The sequence below is a fragment of the Lentilitoribacter sp. JB5-8 genome (genome assembly GCF_055693385.1).
Genome location: NZ_CM146332.1, coordinates 3,563,703 through 3,582,739 on the forward strand (window position 1 = coordinate 3,563,703; position 19,037 = coordinate 3,582,739).

The window sequence follows — 19,037 nt, forward strand, 5'->3', positions numbered from 1 at the left end:
ACCGCGATAGATAAGCGATGAACAATAAGCAGCCCAATATTGTTATGATCCTGGCAGACCATGTCGCATTTGCCGGACATTACGGAACTGACAGATACGCCTATACCTGGCCACATCTTGAGCGCATCGCAAATGAAGGTGCAAAATTCAACAAAGCCTATGCCATAACGCCTATTTGCACTCCGTCCCGGGCAAGTTTTTTAACCGGAAAACGACCTGACAAGCATGGAATGCGTTGGAACAGCGAATATCCAATTCCTTATAACAGAAAGGAATTTAGGGACGATGAAGAGCTCTATAACGCCCATTTAAAAAAGGCAGGATACGACAATTACTATTTTGGCAAATGGCATTGTGGTGTTGATAAGACGGCAGCCGATTATGGTTTAACAGGCTGGAGCCTACCAGAATATGGCAATCTTTATGCATCTGAACGCTACAAAGATTATCTTGCCGAAATAGATGAGCCACAACCTTTATGTAAAATTGAGCACCACTTACTACGACCAGAGCTTGATGGCAAAGAAGTGCTCATGAACCCAGACGAGCCATGGGATTATATGGATGGAGCAGGCGTACTTTTGGGATCTGCAGAAGCGCAAGAACAATTCTTTATTGCAAATCAGGCAATTGAACAAATCAAAAAACTAGCACAAAATCCGCAAAACAAACCGTTTTCAATGGTCATCAGCATGTGGGGTCCACATCACCCATATTATCCAAGCCAAGAATATGCCGATTTGATAAATCCAAATGATATTCCAAAATATCCCAGCTTTGATGAGACATTGGATGACAAACCCTGGCGCTTTAGAATTCAACGTGATTTACGTTGCCAGCATCGTGCTTTTGAGCGATGGCCAAACTGGGACACATGGCAAACTGTTATGGCACGTTGTTACGCTGCCGGGTTACAGACCGATGCCGCAATCGGCAGAATAAACGATGCACTCGATGCTGCGGGATTGAAAGATAATACCCTCTTTATCATCACAGCCGATCATGGTGATGGCATTGCATCCCACGGTGCAGGTTGGGATAAATATTCTTCGTTCACCGAAGAAGTCGGACGAATTCCACTCGTCATGCGTTGGCCAAAAGGTCTGTCTGAAAAAACTGAAGTTTCATCCCCGGTTAATCTCGTCGATGTGACGGCAACTATTTTAGATGCAGCTGGAGCAACGTCACAATTTGACCATCCATTAAAACCCGATGGCGAGAGTCTTTTGCCTATGATCAATGACGGAGTGGAGCGAAAGCAAATGATCTGTGATCATTTCGGTCATTCCGGTGATATTCTGTTTCAAAAAATCCTCTATCAGGATCATTGGAAATATACCTCCGTATGGGGAGATGATGATGAACTTTATAATCTTGAAGACGATCCTTACGAGTTGAATAATCTCATCAATGATAATGCAAGCCAGGATAAACTGCGTGACATGCAGAAAATTGTACTTGAGCACCTTCAAGCCCGCCGCAAAGAACGAAGTGACTGGCAAAAAGCTGAATTTTGGGAAGATGGAATTGTATTTTCCTCACCGGAATGGCCGCGAGAAGAAACTCTGCAACTTTATAAATTAAAAGTTCAGCTTGGTTTGCCGACATAAAACAAACTCAAAAATAAAGACCCATTCGTCGTTATTGCAATCAGATAGTTTTTTTAGGAACAAGCAAAGAGTATAAAAGCCCAAACGGGCCAAAAATAACGCCCAAACATGAATGCAGTTTGGCGTTTAAATTCTTCCGAAATGCAATATGCGAACACATTAAACCGCAGCCTAACGAGATAAGTAGCATCAATACCAATTTCTAGTTCTCCTAATCAACGCACTATTTTCATATGTGGGTTTAAGCAATCCAATTTCAAGCGGCTGTGCAACTGCGATGTCTTCATAATCATATTTTTCATCAAAAAACCGCTTGACCCTGACACTAATGTCAATGCGCTAGACCGCCGTTTGCATCAATTCATGCAACAATAATTTTTGGAGAAATAGCGAAATGACAAACAACAAAAATTGGCAGGATAAAGTAGCAATTGTTACCGGCGGCAGCTCAGGTATCGGACTTGCAACCGCCAATGCACTCTTAAAACAAGGTGCAAAAGTATTAATAACCGGGCGCAATAAAGAACGGCTGGACCAAGCAATAGCGGGAACAGAAAATCTTGAAGCCTTACAAATTGACAGTGCAGATCCAAGTGGGGCAAAACGCATAGTAGAAGCCGCATTAAAGCGCTGGGATCAGATAGACTTCATCGTCAATAACTCAGGAGCGGGTCAACCCATGCCATCTGAAGCCTATGACGCCGAGATCATTAGCAATATGTCTGCTGTTAACATTGTAGCACCTTCTCTGTTAGTTAAAGAGGCACATAACGCCCTTGGTAAAACCAAAGGTGCAATTGTGAATATTGGAACCGCGGTATCTCGAAACGCTGCACCTATGATGGCTCATTATGCAGCCACAAAAATAGCTTTAGAGCACCTAACCCAATCCTGGGCAGTCGAAATGGCACCAGATGGGATCCGCGTAAACACCATTGCACCAGGACCTGTTAAAAGTGGCGCGCTAACCGGCATGATGGGCTTGGCCGACGAGATGGCAAAACAGATTGAAGAGCAGGAAGCATCGCAAATACCACTTGGACGCCGCGGCACAACAGATGACATAGTTCCTTGGATTTTACGCCTGGGAGATGCAACAAATGAATGGCTCACAGGCCAAGTCATAACCATTGACGGAGGTTGGTCACTGCGCAGTTAAAAACAACGATGATGTCGGATAGTAATGGCACCCCTATCCGACATCATCTTGATTACAGCGTTTTAAACAACCACATGCGTTCTACAAAATTGATACATGCAATAGACGGGAGCTAACTATGCAAGCCAAAGAAGCGTCTGATAAGCTTGGCATTTCACAGCGCATGTTGCGCCATTATGAAAAGGTTGGATTGATGACAATCCGCCGTGGTGAAAATGGGTATCGCGTTTATACCGATGCTGATTTGCGCCGGGCACGCCGCATCCGAGATTTCATCGCGACAGGATTTTCAACACGAGAAATTCTAAGCATGAGTGCTTGCCTTGCTGATGAAGGTGACGGACCTTGTGAAGGCGGCATAGCCTTGATGATGGAAAAACTCTCTCACATCGATCAGCTAAGGCATGATCTTGAAACAAAACGAGAAGCTGTGCTCGCTCGCATTAAAACACTAAAAGAAGCCTCACAGAATAATAATATACCAACCTTGAACTAACGCTAGATTATGATCGACTAGACCTGAAGCCAAGTCGGCATCTGTTTTTTCTTCCAATCATTGAATGAGATTACTCGAATATTACGAGCAAAGGTCATTCATGTATCAACATAAAAAAATATCGATATTTTATACATTTTATTGATTTTCCCGATATTGCTGATATGTTACAGAAATGAGGGACTGTCGATAAAAAACGACAGCGACAATGAAGGAGGAACAAATGAAATTATCCAAGACAAAACTATCTGTGGCTGCACTTGCAGCATTTGCGAGCTTTGCGAGCGCATTACCAGCTGCAACAGCAGCTGAAGTTGATGGCCCAAAGGTATTTTGGAAACTATCCATGTGGGGCAATCCACGCGCTTTATCAGCTGGAATGGAAGCTATGGCTGAAAAAGTTCGAGAAGCGACAGGTGGCAACTTCAATATCAAAATTTTCTATGGTGCACAGCTTTCCAAATCGACAGAAAATTTGGATGGATTGAAAGTAAATGCTTTTGAAGGCGCTGCAATTTGTAACTTTTACCACCCGGGAAAAAATCCAGCTTGGATGGTGTTCTCACTACCATTCCTACCGCTCGGTGATCCGCAAGTTGATAAATATGTTCGCACAAAGATGATGGACCATCCTGCGATTGTTGCAGATATGGCTCAGTGGAACGCGGTGCCATATATTTCTGGCCTTCTGCCACAATACGAGATCCTAGGAAACGGCGATGCCCCGACTTCTCTTGAAGCTTGGGAAGGCAAACGCGTTCGTGCCGGTGGCGGTTTAGGTACTGCGATGGAAAAGCTGGGCGCGGTCAAAACAACTTTGCCAGCGGGTGAAACATCAACTGCCATGCAACGCGGTGCACTTGATGCAGCTGCATTCCCATACACCTATGCGCATGTTGCATTTAAGATCAATGAAGAGTCCACCTGGTTTACAGCTAATCTTGCACCAGGCACATCAGAATGCGGCTGGGTGTTTAACAAAACAGCTTATGATGCATTGCCTGATCAATATAAAAAGCTTCTTGATGACAACAAAGAACTAGCGCTTGATACGCAGCTTGCAGCTTATGCAGCAGCGGATGAAAAGAACCTTCCTATGTTCAAAGAGAAACTAACTGAAATCACTTATACAGACGACCAGCTGGCGAAGTTTAAAGAAGTTGCTGGACAGCCTGTTTGGGACGAATGGGTTGCTGCAAATAAAGACAAATTTGACGCACAAGATGTGTTAGATTCGGTCTTTAAATTTGCCGAAGAAGCCAAATAAAAACACCTTTTGCAATGCGGGCAGAAACTATAACTCTGCCCGCATTTTACTATATTTTTGCGGGGAACGGGCGTGTGAACGACACCATAAACAAAAACAATAACGGGTTTCTTGCCGCATTGGATAAGCTGGCAACGCCGATTGAAAATGTCGCAAATTTTTTGGCTGGTTTAGCCATTTTTATCTTAATGTTCATGGGCTCAGCACAAGTCATATTAAGAACTGTCTTCAACTCCCCAATCGCTGGCTATATCGATCTGGTCCAGCTTGCGATGGCCTCAATGGCATTTTTAGGCGCTGCCTATTGCCAACGGCTAAATGCGCATATCCGAATGGAGTTGTTTGTTGGCTCCCTAAATGGGCGCGCGCTCTGGGCGTTTGAAATATTTAGCACACTTGTTGCAATGTTTATTATCGCAGTTCTCATTCTTTACGGCTGGGATCATTTCGTCCGTTCTTATGAATCAGGTGATACCACAATTGATGCCGAATTTATTGTTTGGCCATCAAAACTACTCGTACCTGTTGCCTTTGCATTGTGGTTTTTCCGTTTACTGATCCAACTCATCGGCTCAATCAATATGTTTGTCGATCCAGACAAAGAACCCGTTGGAATAGCAAAAATCCAGCATGTTTCAGAAGTAGCCAGTGATGAAATCAAAGAAACATTTGGTGGCAAGATAACCGACAAGAGAGGCGTGCAATCATGAGTGAAGCAGGCTCTATTCTTGGTATCGGTTTTAACGATCCCTTCACAGTCGGCCTGATCGGCTTAGCATTTATGTTCGTCCTCGTCTTATCTGGCGTAAGGGTGGTGTTTGCCGCATCAATTACCGGACTACTTGGTCTTGTCGAGCTATTGGGCTGGGGCCCCGCAGCCGGCATTATCGGCACAATTCCGCATTCTAAATCATCAACATATGCACTCAGCGTATTGCCGATGTTTATATTCATTGGCTTTCTGGCTTTTCATGCTGGCATTACACAGCAGCTGTTTAATGCAGCACGTAAATGGCTTGCATGGTTACCAGGCGGTCTCGCTGTTGCAACAGTGATGGCAACCGCGGGCTTCGGTGCTGTATCAGGCGCGTCAACAGCAACTGCCGCCGTGTTCTCGCGTGTTGCTATTCCCGAAATGCTAAAAAATGGCTATGACCGCAAACTAGCAGCCGGTGTGGTCGCTGCAGGTGGAACACTAGCCTCACTGATCCCACCATCCGCGATATTGGTAATTTACGCTATTATTGTTGAAGAATCCGTCGGCGCGTTATTGCTCGCAGGCTTTTTGCCCGGATTTGTATCCGCATTAATTTACGGTGGCATTATTGTACTTTGGGCGCTTTATCGCCCTAAAGAAGCACCGGCAATGGAGCCATCTACCTGGCCTGAACGATTTAAATCCCTTCCCGGCATATCACCAATTATTCTGGTGATCGCAATCATCATGTCCTCGATCTATTATGGTTGGGCAACCCCAACGGAAGCCGGTGCTCTTGGTGCAACCGTAGTGTTCCTACTGGCTTTATTCAAAGGCACTAGAACAAAAACTGTTGTTCAAGCGCTCATGGAATCCGCCAAATTAACCGCAATGATCTTCTCGCTGATTTGGGGTGTCTTGATCTTTGTTCGCTTCCTTGGTTTCTCAGGACTACCGGAAGCGTTTACCAGTTGGATTACAAATCTCGACGCACCTCCAATCGTCATTATGATTTGTATTCTACTTGCCTATGCAATTTTAGGCATGTTCATGGATGCCATCGGAATGCTGTTACTCACGCTTCCGGTGGTCTATCCAGCGGTTATGGCATTGGGTTATGATTCAATTTGGTTCGGCATTATTGTCGTAAAAATGGCGGAAGTCTGCCTGATCACACCGCCAATTGGGCTTAATTGTTTTGTGGTCAACGGAGTACGACCCGATATTCCATTGGGCGACATCTTTAGAGGCGTTGGCTTATTTTTCATTGCAGATGTCGTAACGATTGCGCTTTTACTAATGTTCCCAGAAATTGTAACCTGGTTGCCAGAGTTAATGCGCGGATAAGTAAGGTTCACTCACATGCATATGAAAACAGTTCTCCCACTTCATACCGCTGCTGCTATTGTCGATGAAGCACTCGCAGTAGGCCGCAGTGAAAACATGCATCCGCTGACAGTGGTGGTCCTTGATGCGGGCGGTAAACTCATCGCCTGTAAAAGTGAGGATGGCTCAGGCAACCTGCGGTTCGAGATTGCATTTGGTAAAGCATCGGGCGCGCTTGGCATGGGGATCTCTAGCCGCCTCATTCGCGATCGATTATCCAACCGACCCGCGTTTCAAAGCGCAATTGCGAGCGCAGCTGATGGCAGGTTTATTCCGGTTCCAGGTGGTGTATTAATTGAAGATGCTGACGGCTTTACAATCGGCGCAGTCGGCATAAGTGGCGATACATCTGAAAAGGATGAGTATTGCGCCATCAAAGCCGTGCATAAATCAGGTTTTGCAACAGAGCCTGCAGAGATCGATCCAGATTGGACGCGCTCTTATTTGTCTGACCAGGACAAGCCAAAAAGCTAACTCCGATTTTAAAGCGAGATATCCTGATCAAAAAAGCGCTTAGTTGTTTGTAGCTTAGGACGCGCTTCATCATCTTTATTCAGATATTTAATTGTCGGCTTGCCTTTAAAACTCTGCGGTATAATCATCGCGCGGACAAACGAGGCTGGCTCATCATTCTGTGGTGTTGCACGAACCGGTGAATGCGCAGGTTCAAACCAAGCCTCTCCTGTTTGGATTATTTCAGAGCCGTGATCAGATGTAATTTCAAGCGCACCTTCTTTTAAATAACGAAAGCCCGCGCCATGATGAACATGCCGATACGCGCACGATCCTATCGGAAAGGATACCTGATCAAGACGAAGGATCTTTGCGCCCTCATCTAAATCTAAAACAGCTTCACTCAAAGTGGGGCCTAAGTCTCCTTGCACTGATGAATTACTGACGCATACATGTAAAACCTCAACGCCAGCTTCGATTTTTAAAACAGGCGACTGCGCCCCATCGAGATAGTATCCCTCTCCTTGGCAAACTGTTTGATCAAATAATTTAATCTCACCTTTGATGACAAAAACACCATGATGACCCGGGCCCAATGTGAGCTCTTTATCTGTATGTTTAAACAACGACATTTTAAGATCTGACATGGCTGAAAATCCTATCAATGAGCAGATGAAATAGTGAGTAAATTGGGCATTTGAGATCACCCATAAAAAACGGAAACAAGCAGGCGAAGCGCCAACAAACTCAACACAATGATGATAATCTTATCAAAAGCGGGTTTGGAAATTCTCTTTCCGAGATAACCACCAATCGACATTCCGATGAATAAAGGAATGACAGCAACGACGCCGTAGATAAAGCGTTCTAAGGTTAAAATTCCCAAAGCATATTGCGCCGGAAACTGGATCAGGGTCATTGATAAAAAGAACAGCGACATTGTGAAAATAAACTGCGCACGCTGCAGGTTCACAGCGTTCATAAATGTCACGGATATGGGTGCAGATAATCCGGTTGAACCTTGCAAAAAACCACCAACCAAACCAACCGGGACCACCAACTTATTGGCCAAATTCCAGCTCATTGCCCAATTGGGATTTGCAAGTTTAAAGGAAACATACAACAGAACGATCAATGCCACTGAGCCAATCAATATATCGCTATTAAACCCGGCTAACACCATTGTGCCGACACCCGCGCCAAGGATGCCCGTCATAGCAAACAATATTGGGAATTTACCCTCTGGCCGGTCTTTTCTAAATCGCCAGGTTTGCCAAAAATTAGAAACAATATTCGGAACAAGAAATACCGAAACAGCAAATGGCAAATCAACGAGAAGCGCCATAACTGGGATTGCAATTAAAGGTGCCCCCACTCCGGTCGCACCTTTTAAAATCCCTCCAAGGATGAAAGTAATACAGACCAATACAAGATGTTCTATGGACATTAATTCACTAGTTTCATTTATCTATGAATGCCTTTGCGCTTATCCTCGGGTGCATCGCGCTGGCTAACACCATCGATGAGAACAAAAGCAATGATGCAGGTCTCAGTCCCGCGGTTTGACCAAGCATGATTGTTACCGCGCTGGATTAGAACATCTCCCGCCTTAAGTAGCAAATCATCCTCTTCTTCATCCATCATCATCCAAATCTCACCTGTGAGCACGATGGCATAATCGAGAGAATCCGTGCGATGCATAAAGGGATGGCGCGCATTTTCAACAATATTAGAACTTGCGCCCATCTCGCCAAAAGCCGATTTCCCATCCAGCGTTTTCATCACCTCTGGATCTTCGGGTTTAAATTCCACACAACGAAATGTGCTACCCCTATGAGGCGGGTGCAGAACAAAATCACCGGTACAAGTTTCTGTTGGACCGTCAAACTCTGCCGGACTACCGCGTTCTAGCCAAAAGTTGGTTAGCCGAACACCAGGTCGATTTGGCCGCTCAAGATATTGGCTGGCGATTTCATCGCTCACCACAACAGATTTACCATTTTCATCATGACCTGTGACGACCCGTCTAAATTCTCGCGCCATTGAATATTCCTAACTTTCCGTTTTTTGTTTTGCGATCATAGGCAGCTTTGTGCCCCAAAGTATCAAACCTAAAATGATCAATCCGCAGATATCAGTGAGCCAACCTTGGTAAAGCAAAGCAATGCCAGCAATTGCTGTGATTACTCTCATTGGAATTGAAAGTCTGTCCTTAGCATAACCCACAACAGCTGCAGCAATGGCAAACACCCCAAATGCGCCTGATCCAATTGCCAAGACAATCGAACCAATATCGCCATCGAGCATCAAACCTGGTCCAAAGACAAACATGTACGGCAAGATGAAACAGGTGATACCGTAGAAAAAGGCTGTCCATCCCACGCGGTTAATATCAGCATTGGCGATCCCTGCCGCCACATAGGACGCCAATGCCACGGGCGGTGTAATTGTCGATACACAGCCATAAAAGAAAACGAATAAATGTGCCGTGAGCAGCGGTAAGCCCATATTTGCAAGTGCAGGTGCAACCACGGTTGCTAACACTAGATAAGCGGCCGTTGTCGGCAAACCCATACCCAAAATGATTGCCGTGAACATTGTTAGGATGAGCGCGGCCAACAAATATCCACCTGATGCATAAATAATAAGTCCTGATATTTTCGAACCCAATCCGGTGATGCCCAATGTGCCGGCAATAATGCCAGCTGCCGCACATGCAGCTGCAATTGGGATAACAGCTTTAGATCCTTCGGTAATTGCTTTTGCAGACTTGGTGAAGATATCCAAACCAATGCGTCGGGTCCAAATGACATGACAAACTAGTAAGACAATGATCGAATAAAATGAGGCTTTAAACGGCGAATAGCCATTGATCATCATTGCAATCAAAGTGCCAAATGGAATGATAAATTGACCACCTTTGATCAAAATCTCAAGGGTCGTTTCGTCATCATCGATTTCAACGGATTTTGGTTCAATCCCGCTTTTGGCTGCCTGAAGGTGCACGACAAAAAACAAAGATGCAAAGAACAATAATGCGGGCACCAATGCTGCCTTCATAATATTTGAATATGGCGTGCCGACGATCTCAGCCATGATAAACGCAGCTGCACCCATCACGGGCGGCATGATCTGACCACCGGTTGATACAACGGCTTCAATCGCTCCTGCCTGATGTGGCTTATAACCTTCCTTCTTCATCATTGGGATGGTTAGAGAACCCGTAACCGCAACATTACCTGCTGCTGAACCTGAAATCATGCCCAAAAGCGTTGAAAAAATAACCGCTGTCTTCGCACCAGCGGCGCGCATGCCGTACGTAATCCTTGCGGCCAGTTTGAAGAAGAAATCACCTGCGCCAAACACACTTAGAAACGCGCCGTAAATTGAAAATAAAATTATGTAGGTTGCTGAAACCCCAAGCGGAATACCGAATATTCCCTGTCCTGTTGTCGTTAAAAATTCCGACATACGCTCAAGCGAATAACCTCTGCCATTTAGAACGCCCGGCAAATACGATGAGTAAAAAGGATAAGTGAAAAATATCAGACAAATAATCGCAAGAACCAAGCCGACACCGCGACGCGCAGACTCTAAAACCAACAGCAGTACAACAACGCCAACCCAGATATCCATCGCAACGGTTTCTCCACCGCTTAACGCAATATCTTTCCATCGGGTCATAAGATAACCGCATGACCCAACACTGATCACAATCAACGCAATGCGTAAGATTTTGTCAGCCAAAGACTGTTCCAATGATTTAAATGTGGCACGCGTTAAAAACAGCAACACCAACATCATCATCAAATGAAAAATTCGAATATCACGTGTTGAAAGAACAAATATGCCTGACACGTTCAGTAGGTGGAATAATCCAATAGCAAACGCGACCAGCGCAATGCTGCGGTCAAATATTTTATCAATCATCATCATGATCATTTCTTCTATTAAAAAGCGGATTGGTAAAATCGGGGCGAATAATTCCGCCCCGACTTTAATTCGTATTAATAATTGAAATTACTCTCTATGGAATTTCTCAGCACCAGGGTGAAGTGCAATTGGAAGCTCAAGAGACTGAGCTGGCACAATTTTCGATGCCAAGGCGTTTTCTTTAATCAACGCATCCATATTGCCGTAGATCGCTTTTGCAATTGCATAAGCCAAGTCATCATCCATATCAGCTTTTGTAATCAGCAAGTTCGGAGAACCAATAACCGAGATCGCTTCGCCATTGCCATACACATCCGCTGGTACTTCAATGCTTGTGTAATATGAAAAAGTATCGACAAGCTCTGCCATTTTCTCATCACCAAGTTCAATAAAGCTCAACTCATTCGTCGCAGCAATTTGTGAAACAGCGCCTGTTGGGAAACCGGCCAAAGCAAAAGATGCATCAACATTGCCGTCTGCAAGCTGGCTCATACCATCAGCATAAGACAAAAAGCTTGGCGTAATATCATCCAAAGTCATGTCATAAAGCTTAAACAAATTGCGCATCAAGCTGAGCGTACCGCCACCTGCAGGTCCAACGGCAACTGTGCGACCCTTTAAATCTTCAATGCTGGTAATGCCTGAACCTGGCAGCGTAACCATATGCAACACACTTGAATGCAAAGCACCAATGCCGCGGATATCTAACGCTTCTTTATAAGGGCCTTTGCCGCCGGCAGCCAAAAACGACAGGCTTGCAGGCGCCAAAGCAACATCAACTTCGCCAGATGCAACAAGACGCGGATTTTCAAGACCACCACCCGTTACAATCGGAACCATAGTGTAACCATCAGCGAAATTATTAACATTGACACCAAGTGCCTGACCCATTGGGTAATATGCACCGCCCAAACTTGCAGTACCGATACGCAGTTCCTGATCAGCTTGCGCGCTTTGCAAACCAAATATGCTTGTAAGTGAAAGGGCTGCAACAGCAACCATATTTTTAATGTATTTCATATCATCCTCCCGATCTAATGATGTACCAAAAGCGCCGTAATATTCCCTGCTCGCTTCCGGTCAGAATTCAAATATATCGATATTTTTACAAAATTCAAACTTTTATCGATTTATTTTTGAATAAATTTCGTTTATCGTCCCAATCAAGTTCATCAATAAAGGGAAGTTCTGATGCTCACGCTCTATCATGCCAATCATTCAACATGCAGCCAGAAGGTAAGATTGTCGTTGGCTGAAAAGGGCTTAGAGTGGGAGAGTAGACTTATTAATCTTGCGACCAATGAGCACCTTGATCCAGAGTATCTAGCGCTCAATCCAAATGGTGTCGTCCCAACTCTTATACACAACGATGCTGTTATCACTGATTCAGGAGTTATTTGCGAATATCTCGAGGAAGTGTTTCCGAACAAACCGCTATTGCCGGAAGATCCTGCAGAACGTGCCATCGTTCGCGCTTGGATTCGATATTTAGACGAAGTCCCCACGGCAGCTGTTCGGGTGCCATCCTTTAATATGGCATTCTTACCACGCTATGATAATTTGGATGATGAAGCATTTCAAAAAGAGCAGGCCGACATCCGCCCTTTACGCAAACACTTTTACGAAAAAATGGGACGCAAAGGCTTCGATGATACCGAAGTGAATAACGCATTAGAGCAATTAAAATCCACCATCTCCAGAATGGAAGTACGCTTGGATGATAATCCGTGGCTTTCTGGAGGAGAACTCGGGCTTGCTGATTTTATCGCGGCCCCATTAATAGACCGACTGGATGATCTTGGCTTAGCGAAACTTTGGACTGAAGATGCCCCTAATGTAAGTGATTGGTTTATTAGACTAAGATCACGTCCTTCATTTTCGACAGCATTTTACACAAAGTCCCGATTGTCAGAATTTTTGCCAATCGGTGATTTACATCGCAGACCTCCCCCACAAACCAGCTGATAACGTAAGTGAAATTCGCCCCAATAGTGATAATCACCATAATACGTTAAAAATGCGGATAATTTCGCTTAAGATTTCTAAATTAGCGCCCATCCTTCATTTTTTTCACTCCATAATCTGTGTCAAAATAGAACTTGATTATACTTGGAATTAAGATTGGTACTGGTGTGAACATAAAAAACAAGGCATTCATCGTGACAGGTGGCTTATCTGGCTTGGGTCAAGCAGTTAAAGATAACCTCTTGCAAATTGGCGCAAAAATTGTTGTCGCCGACATTGCTGATACTAATCCAGATGCATTTAAAAAAGAGCATAATGGCAATGCGATATACATTAAAACGGATGTCACAAACCCCGAGGATGCAGCCAAAGCCATAGATATGGCCACAATAGAGTTTGGTCAGTTAGATGGCTTGGTCAATTGTGCTGGCATTGCTCCTGGCGAGAGAATTGTCGGCAAAAAAGGTGTCCATCGCCTTGAGAGTTTTTCAAATGCTGTATCAATCAATCTGATCGGTAGCTTTAATATGTTGCGTCTGTCTGCGGAAAAAATGTCTACCAACACCCCCGGACCTGATGGTGAGCGCGGTGTTATTATTAACACCGCATCCATTGCAGCCTTTGACGGCCAAATCGGACAGATAGCCTATGCAGCATCTAAAGGTGGCGTGTGTTCAATGACGCTTCCAGCCGCACGTGAGCTTGCTGAATTTGGTGTCCGTGTTATGGCCATCGCGCCAGGTATATTTGAAACACCAATGATGGCCGCCATGCCGGATCAAGTGCGAGCCTCGTTGAGCGAAAAAGTTCCATTTCCGTCGAGGTTGGGCAAGCCTGAAGAATATGCAAAACTTGTTGAAACAATCATCACCAATCGTATGTTAAATGGTGAGGTCATCCGTCTCGATGGCTCATTAAGAATGGCAGCAAAATAAGGTAGAAAACATGCAAGATCCGATCGTCATTGTATCCATTGCCAGAACACCAATTGGTGGTTTTCAAGGTGAGTTCAAAAATCTAACAGCGGTAGACTTAGGTACTGCTGCCATTGCCGCATCCATTGAACGTGCAGATATAAAACCCGATGACATTGATGAAGTGCTCTTTGGCTGCGTTTTGCCCGCAGGTCTAGGTCAAGCGCCGGCAAGACAGGCTGCACTTGGCGCTGGCATTCCCAAATTTGCTGGCGCAACAACAGTTAATAAGATGTGCGGTTCAGGTATGAAAACAATCATGATGGCACATGATGCAATCTTAGCCGGCAGCTCCAACATCATCGTAGCTGGTGGAATGGAAAGCATGACAAATGCTCCCTATTTAACGACCAAATCGCGCGGCGGTTTACGCATGGGGCATTCAGCTCTTATGGATCACATGTTCTTAGATGGACTTGAGGATGCCTATGACAAAGGGCAGTTGATGGGAAACTTCGCTGAAAAATGCGCGACTGACCATGACTTCACACGCACAGAACAAGATGACTATGCAATTTCTTCACTCGATCGCGCTCAAAAAGCGATTGAATCCGGCAAGTTCGACGACGAGATTGTAACACTTGGAAACAATGACAGACGTAATCCGCTTGTCATTAGCACCGACGAACAGCCCAGATTGGCAAAACGCGATAAAATCCGGAGCTTACGGCCAGCATTTACAAAAGACGGTACAGTCACCGCCGCAAATTCAAGTTCAATCTCAGATGGTGCAGCTAGTGTTGTAATGATGCGCGCATCTGAAGCGGAAAAACGGGGACTCACACCGCTTGCAAAGATCATCACGCATACAAGTTATGCTGCTGAACCATGTGATTTCCCAACAGCACCAATTGGTTCAACAAAGGCGCTGCTCGAAAAGATAAATTGGCAGGTTAGCGACATTGATCTTTTTGAAGTTAATGAAGCTTTTGCTGTTGTTGCACTGGCCGCGATGAAGGAATTGTCTATCCCGCATGAAAAGGTCAACATTCATGGCGGCGCTTGTGCGCTGGGTCACCCCGTCGGTGCATCGGGGGCTCGCATTGTGGTGACGCTGATTAATGCTCTTAAACAAAACAATTTATCAAAAGGCGTCGCTTCAATCTGTATTGGTGGTGGCGAGGCAACCTCTTTAGCCATTGAGATGATGTAGCTATTAAAAACAACTCATTAAACGAAACAACGTAGCCGAACCTCATGGAATTCGGCTGCGCTCGATAAACTTTTTTAACGCGAAACGGGATCTCATATTGCGCACATTATCCACTTGCGCCAATCGCGTTTGCAAAAAATGCTCATATTCTTCAAGGCTAGAAACAACCACCTCCAGCAAAAAATCTTGCCCGCCTGTCATCAATGCCGCAGTAACAATTTCATCGAAATGAGCAATATCTTTTTGAAATCCTGAAATGTCTTCTGCTTTGTGAGATTCAAGTTCTACATTGACGAAAGCCGTTATACCAAAGCCGCTTGCAGCGCGATCAATTTTCGCCCCATATCCAGAAATCAAACCCATTGCTTCCAATCTTTGAAGGCGGTTTTTACAGGGTGTCTGGGACAATCCAGTGGCTTCAGAAAGTTGAACAATGGACGCACGACCATTATCACAAAGGATGCGTAATATTTTACGATCAAGTTCATCTATAGTTTTTATCACTTAGTTTTCTCATTTTTGCAATAATTATCACTAAAGAAATTCAAAATAGACCCAATATTCAAATTTATCAACTGTGCAAGTCATGTCACTCTATTGATGCTCGTCAAACAAAGGAGAAAACATGCTTCCGATCATCCATGAACTGCCCACCCCACCAGGATTTGAACGTTTGATCTTTGCGGAGGATCAGAATTGTGGATTGAAAACTTATATCGCAATTCACTCAACAGCTTGCGGTCCTGCTGCGGGTGGATGCCGGATGTGGGATTACGATAGTCTCGAAGAGGCGAAAGAAGATGCTTTGCGCCTAGCTAAAGGAATGACGAGTAAAAATGCCATCGCCGGCCTTGGTCTTGGCGGCGGCAAATCTGTGATTATTGGCGATCCGAAATCAGACAAAACAGCCGAATTGCTCAGAGCATTTGGCAAAGTAGTAAATTCACTAAAGGGCAGTTATTTCACAGCCGAAGATGTCGGCATTAGTCCTCACGATATGGCAATTGTTGCACAAGAAACACCATATGCTGCCGGACTGGATGGGGGAAATTTTGCTAGCGGCGACCCCTCACCCTTTACAGCTGAAGGTGTTTTTCAATGCCTTAAAGTTGGCGCAACAAAGGTCTTTGGAACAAACAGCCTTGATGGCAAGCCCGTGCTCGTACAAGGATTGGGCCACGTTGGCATGTCGCTTGCTGAAAAACTCCATGCTGATGGTGCTGACTTAATCGTTTGCGACATTAATCCGACCTTGGTCGATCAAGCTGTGTCGAAATTCAAAGCGAAGGTTTGCGCTTTAGATGATGTGTTTGCCACACAAATGGACATTTTTGCACCATGCGCTTTGGGCGGAATTTTAACGCAGGAGACCGTTGCCAAGCTCAGTGCGAAATTAATTTGTGGCGCAGCAAACAACCAATTAGCAACACCTCAAATCGCGCAAGAAATTCAAAACCGCCGCATAACCTACCTGCCAGACTACGTAGTCAATGCTGGGGGTATCATCAACGCCGCAGGTGAGATTTTAAAGCAAGGCCATCAATACCGGGATGAGCGTATTGAGCAAATAAAAGAACGCATTCACCAAATCATTCTATTAAGTGAAAAGACTGGGAAAACGACCATCCAAATTGCCGATGAAATGGTGGATGAAATCCTTCTAAGTGCTTCACACAAAGAAGGAGCTGCATAACCATGAAAAAACAAAGTGGATTATCGCTCAATATTCCCGAACCCGGGTGCCGCCCTGGGGATGCACCAGATTTTTCAAACTTTGATATTCCGCGCGCTGGTTTCGTCAAACGCCCACCCATTGATGTGGACCCAGACACCATCCGCGACATGGCATTTTCCATTGTCCGCGTACTCAATAAGGATGGTTACGCAGTGGGTGAATGGGCGGAAGATCTTAGCGTAGAAGACCTCCGTGAAGGCTTGCAACATATGCTAACGTTGCGTGCCTTTGATACCCGTATGATGATGGCGCAACGTCAGGGCAAGACAAGTTTTTATATGCAGCATTTGGGGGAAGAAGCCATCAGCTGCGCCTTTCGAAAGGCATTGCGAAGAGGAGACATGAATTTCCCAACTTATCGCCAAGCAGGACTTTTGATTGCAGGTGATTATCCCCTAACGACCATGATGAACCAGATTTATTCAAACGCAAATGATCCATTGGTCGGGCGTCAAATGCCTATTATGTATTCGGCAAATGATCATGGTTTCTTTTCTATCTCCGGAAATTTGGGCACTCAGTATATCCAAGCAGTTGGTTGGGCTATGGCTTCGGCGTTATCGGGCGATGATAAAATATCTGTCGGCTGGATTGGTGACGGTTCAACAGCTGAAAGTGATTTTCATGCCGCAATGGTATTCGCCTCAACATACCGCCCGCCTGTGGTTTTAAATATCGTCAATAACCAGTGGGCAATTTCAACATTCCAAGGCATTGCAAGAGGCGGAGTGGGAACATTCGCAGCACGTGGGCATGGCTTTGGCATTCCAGCTTTACGCGTGGATGGCAATGACTATTTAGCCGTCTACGCCGTTGCAAAATGGGCTGCAGAACGCGCACGAAATGGTTATGGACCAACCCTTATCGAACATGTGACGTATCGCGCTGGCGGCCATTCAACAAGTGACGATCCATCCGCTTATCGTGCAAAAGAAGAGGGGCAAGCCTGGCCGCTGGGTGATCCAATTGAGCGCCTTAAGCAACATCTCATCACCTTAGATGCCTGGAGCGAAGATCGTCATAAACAGTTCGAAGCTGAGATTATGGATCATGTTCAAAAAGCGCAAAAAGAAGCAGAAGCTGTTGGCACTTTAGGAACAGGCCAAGCGCCAAGTCCGCGCGACATGTTTGAAGGGGTATATGAAAAAATGCCTCCGCATTTGGTCCGCCAACGTCAAGAAGCGGGATATTAAAATGGCTGAAATGACAATGATTGAAGCCATTCGCGATGCACATGATCAGGCAATGGCTGCAGACGACAAAGTGGTTGTCTTTGGTGAAGATGTTGGCTTCTTCGGCGGTGTTTTTCGATGCACTGCAGGCCTGCAGGAAAAATATGGTAAAAACCGTTGTTTTGACAGCCCGATTAATGAAAGTGGCATTGTCGGTGCTGCAATCGGCATGGCGGCATATGGATTAAAGCCCGTAATCGAAATTCAGTTCGCAGATTATATCTATCCCGCATTTGACCAAATAGTATCAGAAGCGGCTAGACTTAGGCATCGGTCTAACGCGGACTTCACATGTCCCATAGTAATTCGTGTTCCGACAGGTGGTGGTATTTTTGGAGGACAAACCCACAGTCAATCACCTGAGGCTCTCTTTGCTCACGTTTCAGGTTTAAAAGTGGTAATGCCTTCTAATCCGCAAGATGCCAAAGGCTTGCTGCTTGCATCAATTGCTGATCCTGATCCTGTTATCTTTTTTGAACCCAAGCGCCTCTATAATGGTCCATTTAATGGCCACCATGACAGACCGGTCGAAAGTTGGAAAAAACATCCACTCGGGATTGTTTCAGACGGCAATGAGACAATAGAAATTGGCAAAGCATCGATCTATCGTCCTGGTAATGATGTTACCATCTTAACCTATGGCACCATGGTATATGTTGCAGAAGCTGCAGTGAATGAAACGGGTATTGACGCTGAGATTGTTGATCTTAGAACACTTTCACCTATTGATCTTGAAACCATAATCGCATCCGTTCAAAAGACCGGTCGTTGTTTAGTCTTACATGAAGCCACTCGTACAAGTGGTTTTGGTGCAGAACTTATATCTCTTGTTCAGGAGACATGTTTTTATCACTTAGAAGCCCCCATGATCCGCGTAACAGGCTGGGACACCCCTTACCCTCATGCCCAGGAATGGAATTACTTTCCCGGCCCCACACGTGTCGGCGAAGCTTTAACAAAGATTATGGAGGATTAAT

At 45.1% G+C, this 19,037-nt stretch carries 19 protein-coding genes; 13 read left to right on the top strand and 6 right to left on the bottom strand.

The window, feature by feature from the left end:
• The first annotated feature begins 17 nt into the window (after positions 1-17).
• The 7 genes from ACZ1GZ_RS17280 to ACZ1GZ_RS17310 all read left to right on the top strand — a co-directional run bounded on the left by ACZ1GZ_RS17280 (position 18) and on the right by ACZ1GZ_RS17310 (position 7,089).
• Complete coding sequence (locus tag ACZ1GZ_RS17280) at positions 18-1,610, top strand: sulfatase-like hydrolase/transferase (protein ID WP_472666108.1); 1,593 nt, start codon at positions 18-20, stop codon at positions 1,608-1,610.
• A gap of 394 nt (positions 1,611-2,004) precedes the next feature.
• Positions 2,005-2,769 carry an SDR family NAD(P)-dependent oxidoreductase gene (locus ACZ1GZ_RS17285; RefSeq protein WP_472666109.1) on the top strand — a complete coding sequence of 255 codons (765 nt, stop codon included), beginning with the start codon at positions 2,005-2,007 and terminating at the stop codon, positions 2,767-2,769.
• Between the two features lie 118 nt (positions 2,770-2,887).
• Complete coding sequence (locus ACZ1GZ_RS17290) at positions 2,888-3,265, top strand: MerR family transcriptional regulator (RefSeq protein WP_472666110.1); 378 nt, start codon at positions 2,888-2,890, stop codon at positions 3,263-3,265.
• Between the two features lie 223 nt (positions 3,266-3,488).
• Positions 3,489-4,532 carry a type 2 periplasmic-binding domain-containing protein gene (locus tag ACZ1GZ_RS17295; RefSeq protein WP_472666111.1) on the top strand — a complete coding sequence of 348 codons (1,044 nt, stop codon included), beginning with the start codon at positions 3,489-3,491 and terminating at the stop codon, positions 4,530-4,532.
• 74 nt (positions 4,533-4,606) lie between these two features.
• Entirely contained in the window at positions 4,607-5,242 is a 636-nt protein-coding gene (locus ACZ1GZ_RS17300; protein WP_472666112.1) for a TRAP transporter small permease subunit, read from the top strand.
• Complete coding sequence (locus ACZ1GZ_RS17305; RefSeq protein ID WP_472666113.1) at positions 5,239-6,576, top strand: TRAP transporter large permease; 1,338 nt, start codon at positions 5,239-5,241, stop codon at positions 6,574-6,576. The genes ACZ1GZ_RS17300 and ACZ1GZ_RS17305 overlap by 4 nt, the downstream gene beginning before the upstream one ends.
• Positions 6,577-6,591: 15 nt before the next feature.
• A complete protein-coding gene (locus ACZ1GZ_RS17310) occupies positions 6,592-7,089 on the top strand; it encodes a GlcG/HbpS family heme-binding protein (protein WP_472666114.1) in 498 nt (165 codons plus the stop codon).
• Between the two features lie 8 nt (positions 7,090-7,097).
• Here ACZ1GZ_RS17310 and ACZ1GZ_RS17315 read toward each other — a convergent pair whose 3' ends face one another.
• From ACZ1GZ_RS17315 to ACZ1GZ_RS17335, 5 genes are all read right to left on the bottom strand, one after another.
• Positions 7,098-7,715 (bottom strand): cupin domain-containing protein, encoded by a 618-nt coding sequence (locus ACZ1GZ_RS17315; RefSeq protein WP_472666115.1) that lies wholly within the window; start codon positions 7,713-7,715, stop codon positions 7,098-7,100.
• Between the two features lie 56 nt (positions 7,716-7,771).
• Entirely contained in the window at positions 7,772-8,515 is a 744-nt protein-coding gene (locus ACZ1GZ_RS17320) for a sulfite exporter TauE/SafE family protein (RefSeq protein ID WP_472666116.1), read from the bottom strand.
• A 17-nt stretch (positions 8,516-8,532) separates the two neighbouring features.
• Entirely contained in the window at positions 8,533-9,111 is a 579-nt protein-coding gene (locus ACZ1GZ_RS17325) for a cupin domain-containing protein (RefSeq protein WP_472666117.1), read from the bottom strand.
• Between the two features lie 9 nt (positions 9,112-9,120).
• A complete protein-coding gene (locus ACZ1GZ_RS17330) occupies positions 9,121-11,004 on the bottom strand; it encodes a TRAP transporter permease (protein WP_472666118.1) in 1,884 nt (627 codons plus the stop codon).
• A gap of 84 nt (positions 11,005-11,088) precedes the next feature.
• Positions 11,089-12,021 carry a TAXI family TRAP transporter solute-binding subunit gene (locus tag ACZ1GZ_RS17335; RefSeq protein ID WP_472666119.1) on the bottom strand — a complete coding sequence of 311 codons (933 nt, stop codon included), beginning with the start codon at positions 12,019-12,021 and terminating at the stop codon, positions 11,089-11,091.
• Positions 12,022-12,192: 171 nt separating this feature from the next.
• Between ACZ1GZ_RS17335 and ACZ1GZ_RS17340 the strand changes: the two genes are divergently transcribed.
• From ACZ1GZ_RS17340 to ACZ1GZ_RS17350, 3 genes are all read left to right on the top strand, one after another.
• Entirely contained in the window at positions 12,193-12,966 is a 774-nt protein-coding gene (locus ACZ1GZ_RS17340) for a glutathione S-transferase family protein (protein WP_472666120.1), read from the top strand.
• Positions 12,967-13,133: 167 nt separating this feature from the next.
• Positions 13,134-13,901: an SDR family NAD(P)-dependent oxidoreductase gene (locus tag ACZ1GZ_RS17345; RefSeq protein ID WP_472666121.1), complete on the top strand. Its 768-nt coding sequence runs from the start codon at positions 13,134-13,136 to the stop codon at positions 13,899-13,901.
• 10 nt (positions 13,902-13,911) lie between these two features.
• Complete coding sequence (locus ACZ1GZ_RS17350) at positions 13,912-15,093, top strand: acetyl-CoA C-acyltransferase (RefSeq protein ID WP_472666122.1); 1,182 nt, start codon at positions 13,912-13,914, stop codon at positions 15,091-15,093.
• 42 nt (positions 15,094-15,135) lie between these two features.
• On the opposite strand, the gene ACZ1GZ_RS17355 is transcribed toward ACZ1GZ_RS17350, so the two are convergent.
• A complete protein-coding gene (locus tag ACZ1GZ_RS17355; protein ID WP_472666123.1) occupies positions 15,136-15,597 on the bottom strand; it encodes an Lrp/AsnC family transcriptional regulator in 462 nt (153 codons plus the stop codon).
• Positions 15,598-15,718: 121 nt separating this feature from the next.
• Between ACZ1GZ_RS17355 and ACZ1GZ_RS17360 the strand changes: the two genes are divergently transcribed.
• The 3 genes from ACZ1GZ_RS17360 to ACZ1GZ_RS17370 are packed head-to-tail and all read left to right on the top strand — an operon-like array spanning position 15,719 to position 19,036.
• A complete protein-coding gene (locus ACZ1GZ_RS17360; protein ID WP_472666124.1) occupies positions 15,719-16,786 on the top strand; it encodes a Leu/Phe/Val dehydrogenase in 1,068 nt (355 codons plus the stop codon).
• 2 nt (positions 16,787-16,788) lie between these two features.
• Entirely contained in the window at positions 16,789-18,021 is a 1,233-nt protein-coding gene (locus ACZ1GZ_RS17365) for a thiamine pyrophosphate-dependent enzyme (RefSeq protein WP_472666125.1), read from the top strand.
• Between the two features lies 1 nt (position 18,022).
• Positions 18,023-19,036 (top strand): alpha-ketoacid dehydrogenase subunit beta, encoded by a 1,014-nt coding sequence (locus ACZ1GZ_RS17370; RefSeq protein WP_472666126.1) that lies wholly within the window; start codon positions 18,023-18,025, stop codon positions 19,034-19,036.
• The last annotated feature ends 1 nt before the right edge of the window (position 19,037 follow it).

Coding starts and splice junctions, on each gene's coding strand:
- ACZ1GZ_RS17280 (WP_472666108.1), top strand. CDS start 18: ATGAACAATAAGCAGCCCAATATTGTTATGATCCTGGCAGACCATGTC.
- ACZ1GZ_RS17285 (WP_472666109.1), top strand. CDS start 2,005: ATGACAAACAACAAAAATTGGCAGGATAAAGTAGCAATTGTTACCGGC.
- ACZ1GZ_RS17290 (WP_472666110.1), top strand. CDS start 2,888: ATGCAAGCCAAAGAAGCGTCTGATAAGCTTGGCATTTCACAGCGCATG.
- ACZ1GZ_RS17295 (WP_472666111.1), top strand. CDS start 3,489: ATGAAATTATCCAAGACAAAACTATCTGTGGCTGCACTTGCAGCATTT.
- ACZ1GZ_RS17305 (WP_472666113.1), top strand. CDS start 5,239: ATGAGTGAAGCAGGCTCTATTCTTGGTATCGGTTTTAACGATCCCTTC.
- ACZ1GZ_RS17310 (WP_472666114.1), top strand. CDS start 6,592: ATGCATATGAAAACAGTTCTCCCACTTCATACCGCTGCTGCTATTGTC.
- ACZ1GZ_RS17315 (WP_472666115.1), bottom strand. CDS start 7,715: ATGTCAGATCTTAAAATGTCGTTGTTTAAACATACAGATAAAGAGCTC.
- ACZ1GZ_RS17320 (WP_472666116.1), bottom strand. CDS start 8,515: ATGTCCATAGAACATCTTGTATTGGTCTGTATTACTTTCATCCTTGGA.
- ACZ1GZ_RS17325 (WP_472666117.1), bottom strand. CDS start 9,111: ATGGCGCGAGAATTTAGACGGGTCGTCACAGGTCATGATGAAAATGGT.
- ACZ1GZ_RS17330 (WP_472666118.1), bottom strand. CDS start 11,004: ATGATGATGATTGATAAAATATTTGACCGCAGCATTGCGCTGGTCGCG.
- ACZ1GZ_RS17335 (WP_472666119.1), bottom strand. CDS start 12,021: ATGAAATACATTAAAAATATGGTTGCTGTTGCAGCCCTTTCACTTACA.
- ACZ1GZ_RS17340 (WP_472666120.1), top strand. CDS start 12,193: ATGCTCACGCTCTATCATGCCAATCATTCAACATGCAGCCAGAAGGTA.
- ACZ1GZ_RS17350 (WP_472666122.1), top strand. CDS start 13,912: ATGCAAGATCCGATCGTCATTGTATCCATTGCCAGAACACCAATTGGT.
- ACZ1GZ_RS17360 (WP_472666124.1), top strand. CDS start 15,719: ATGCTTCCGATCATCCATGAACTGCCCACCCCACCAGGATTTGAACGT.
- ACZ1GZ_RS17365 (WP_472666125.1), top strand. CDS start 16,789: ATGAAAAAACAAAGTGGATTATCGCTCAATATTCCCGAACCCGGGTGC.
- ACZ1GZ_RS17370 (WP_472666126.1), top strand. CDS start 18,023: ATGGCTGAAATGACAATGATTGAAGCCATTCGCGATGCACATGATCAG.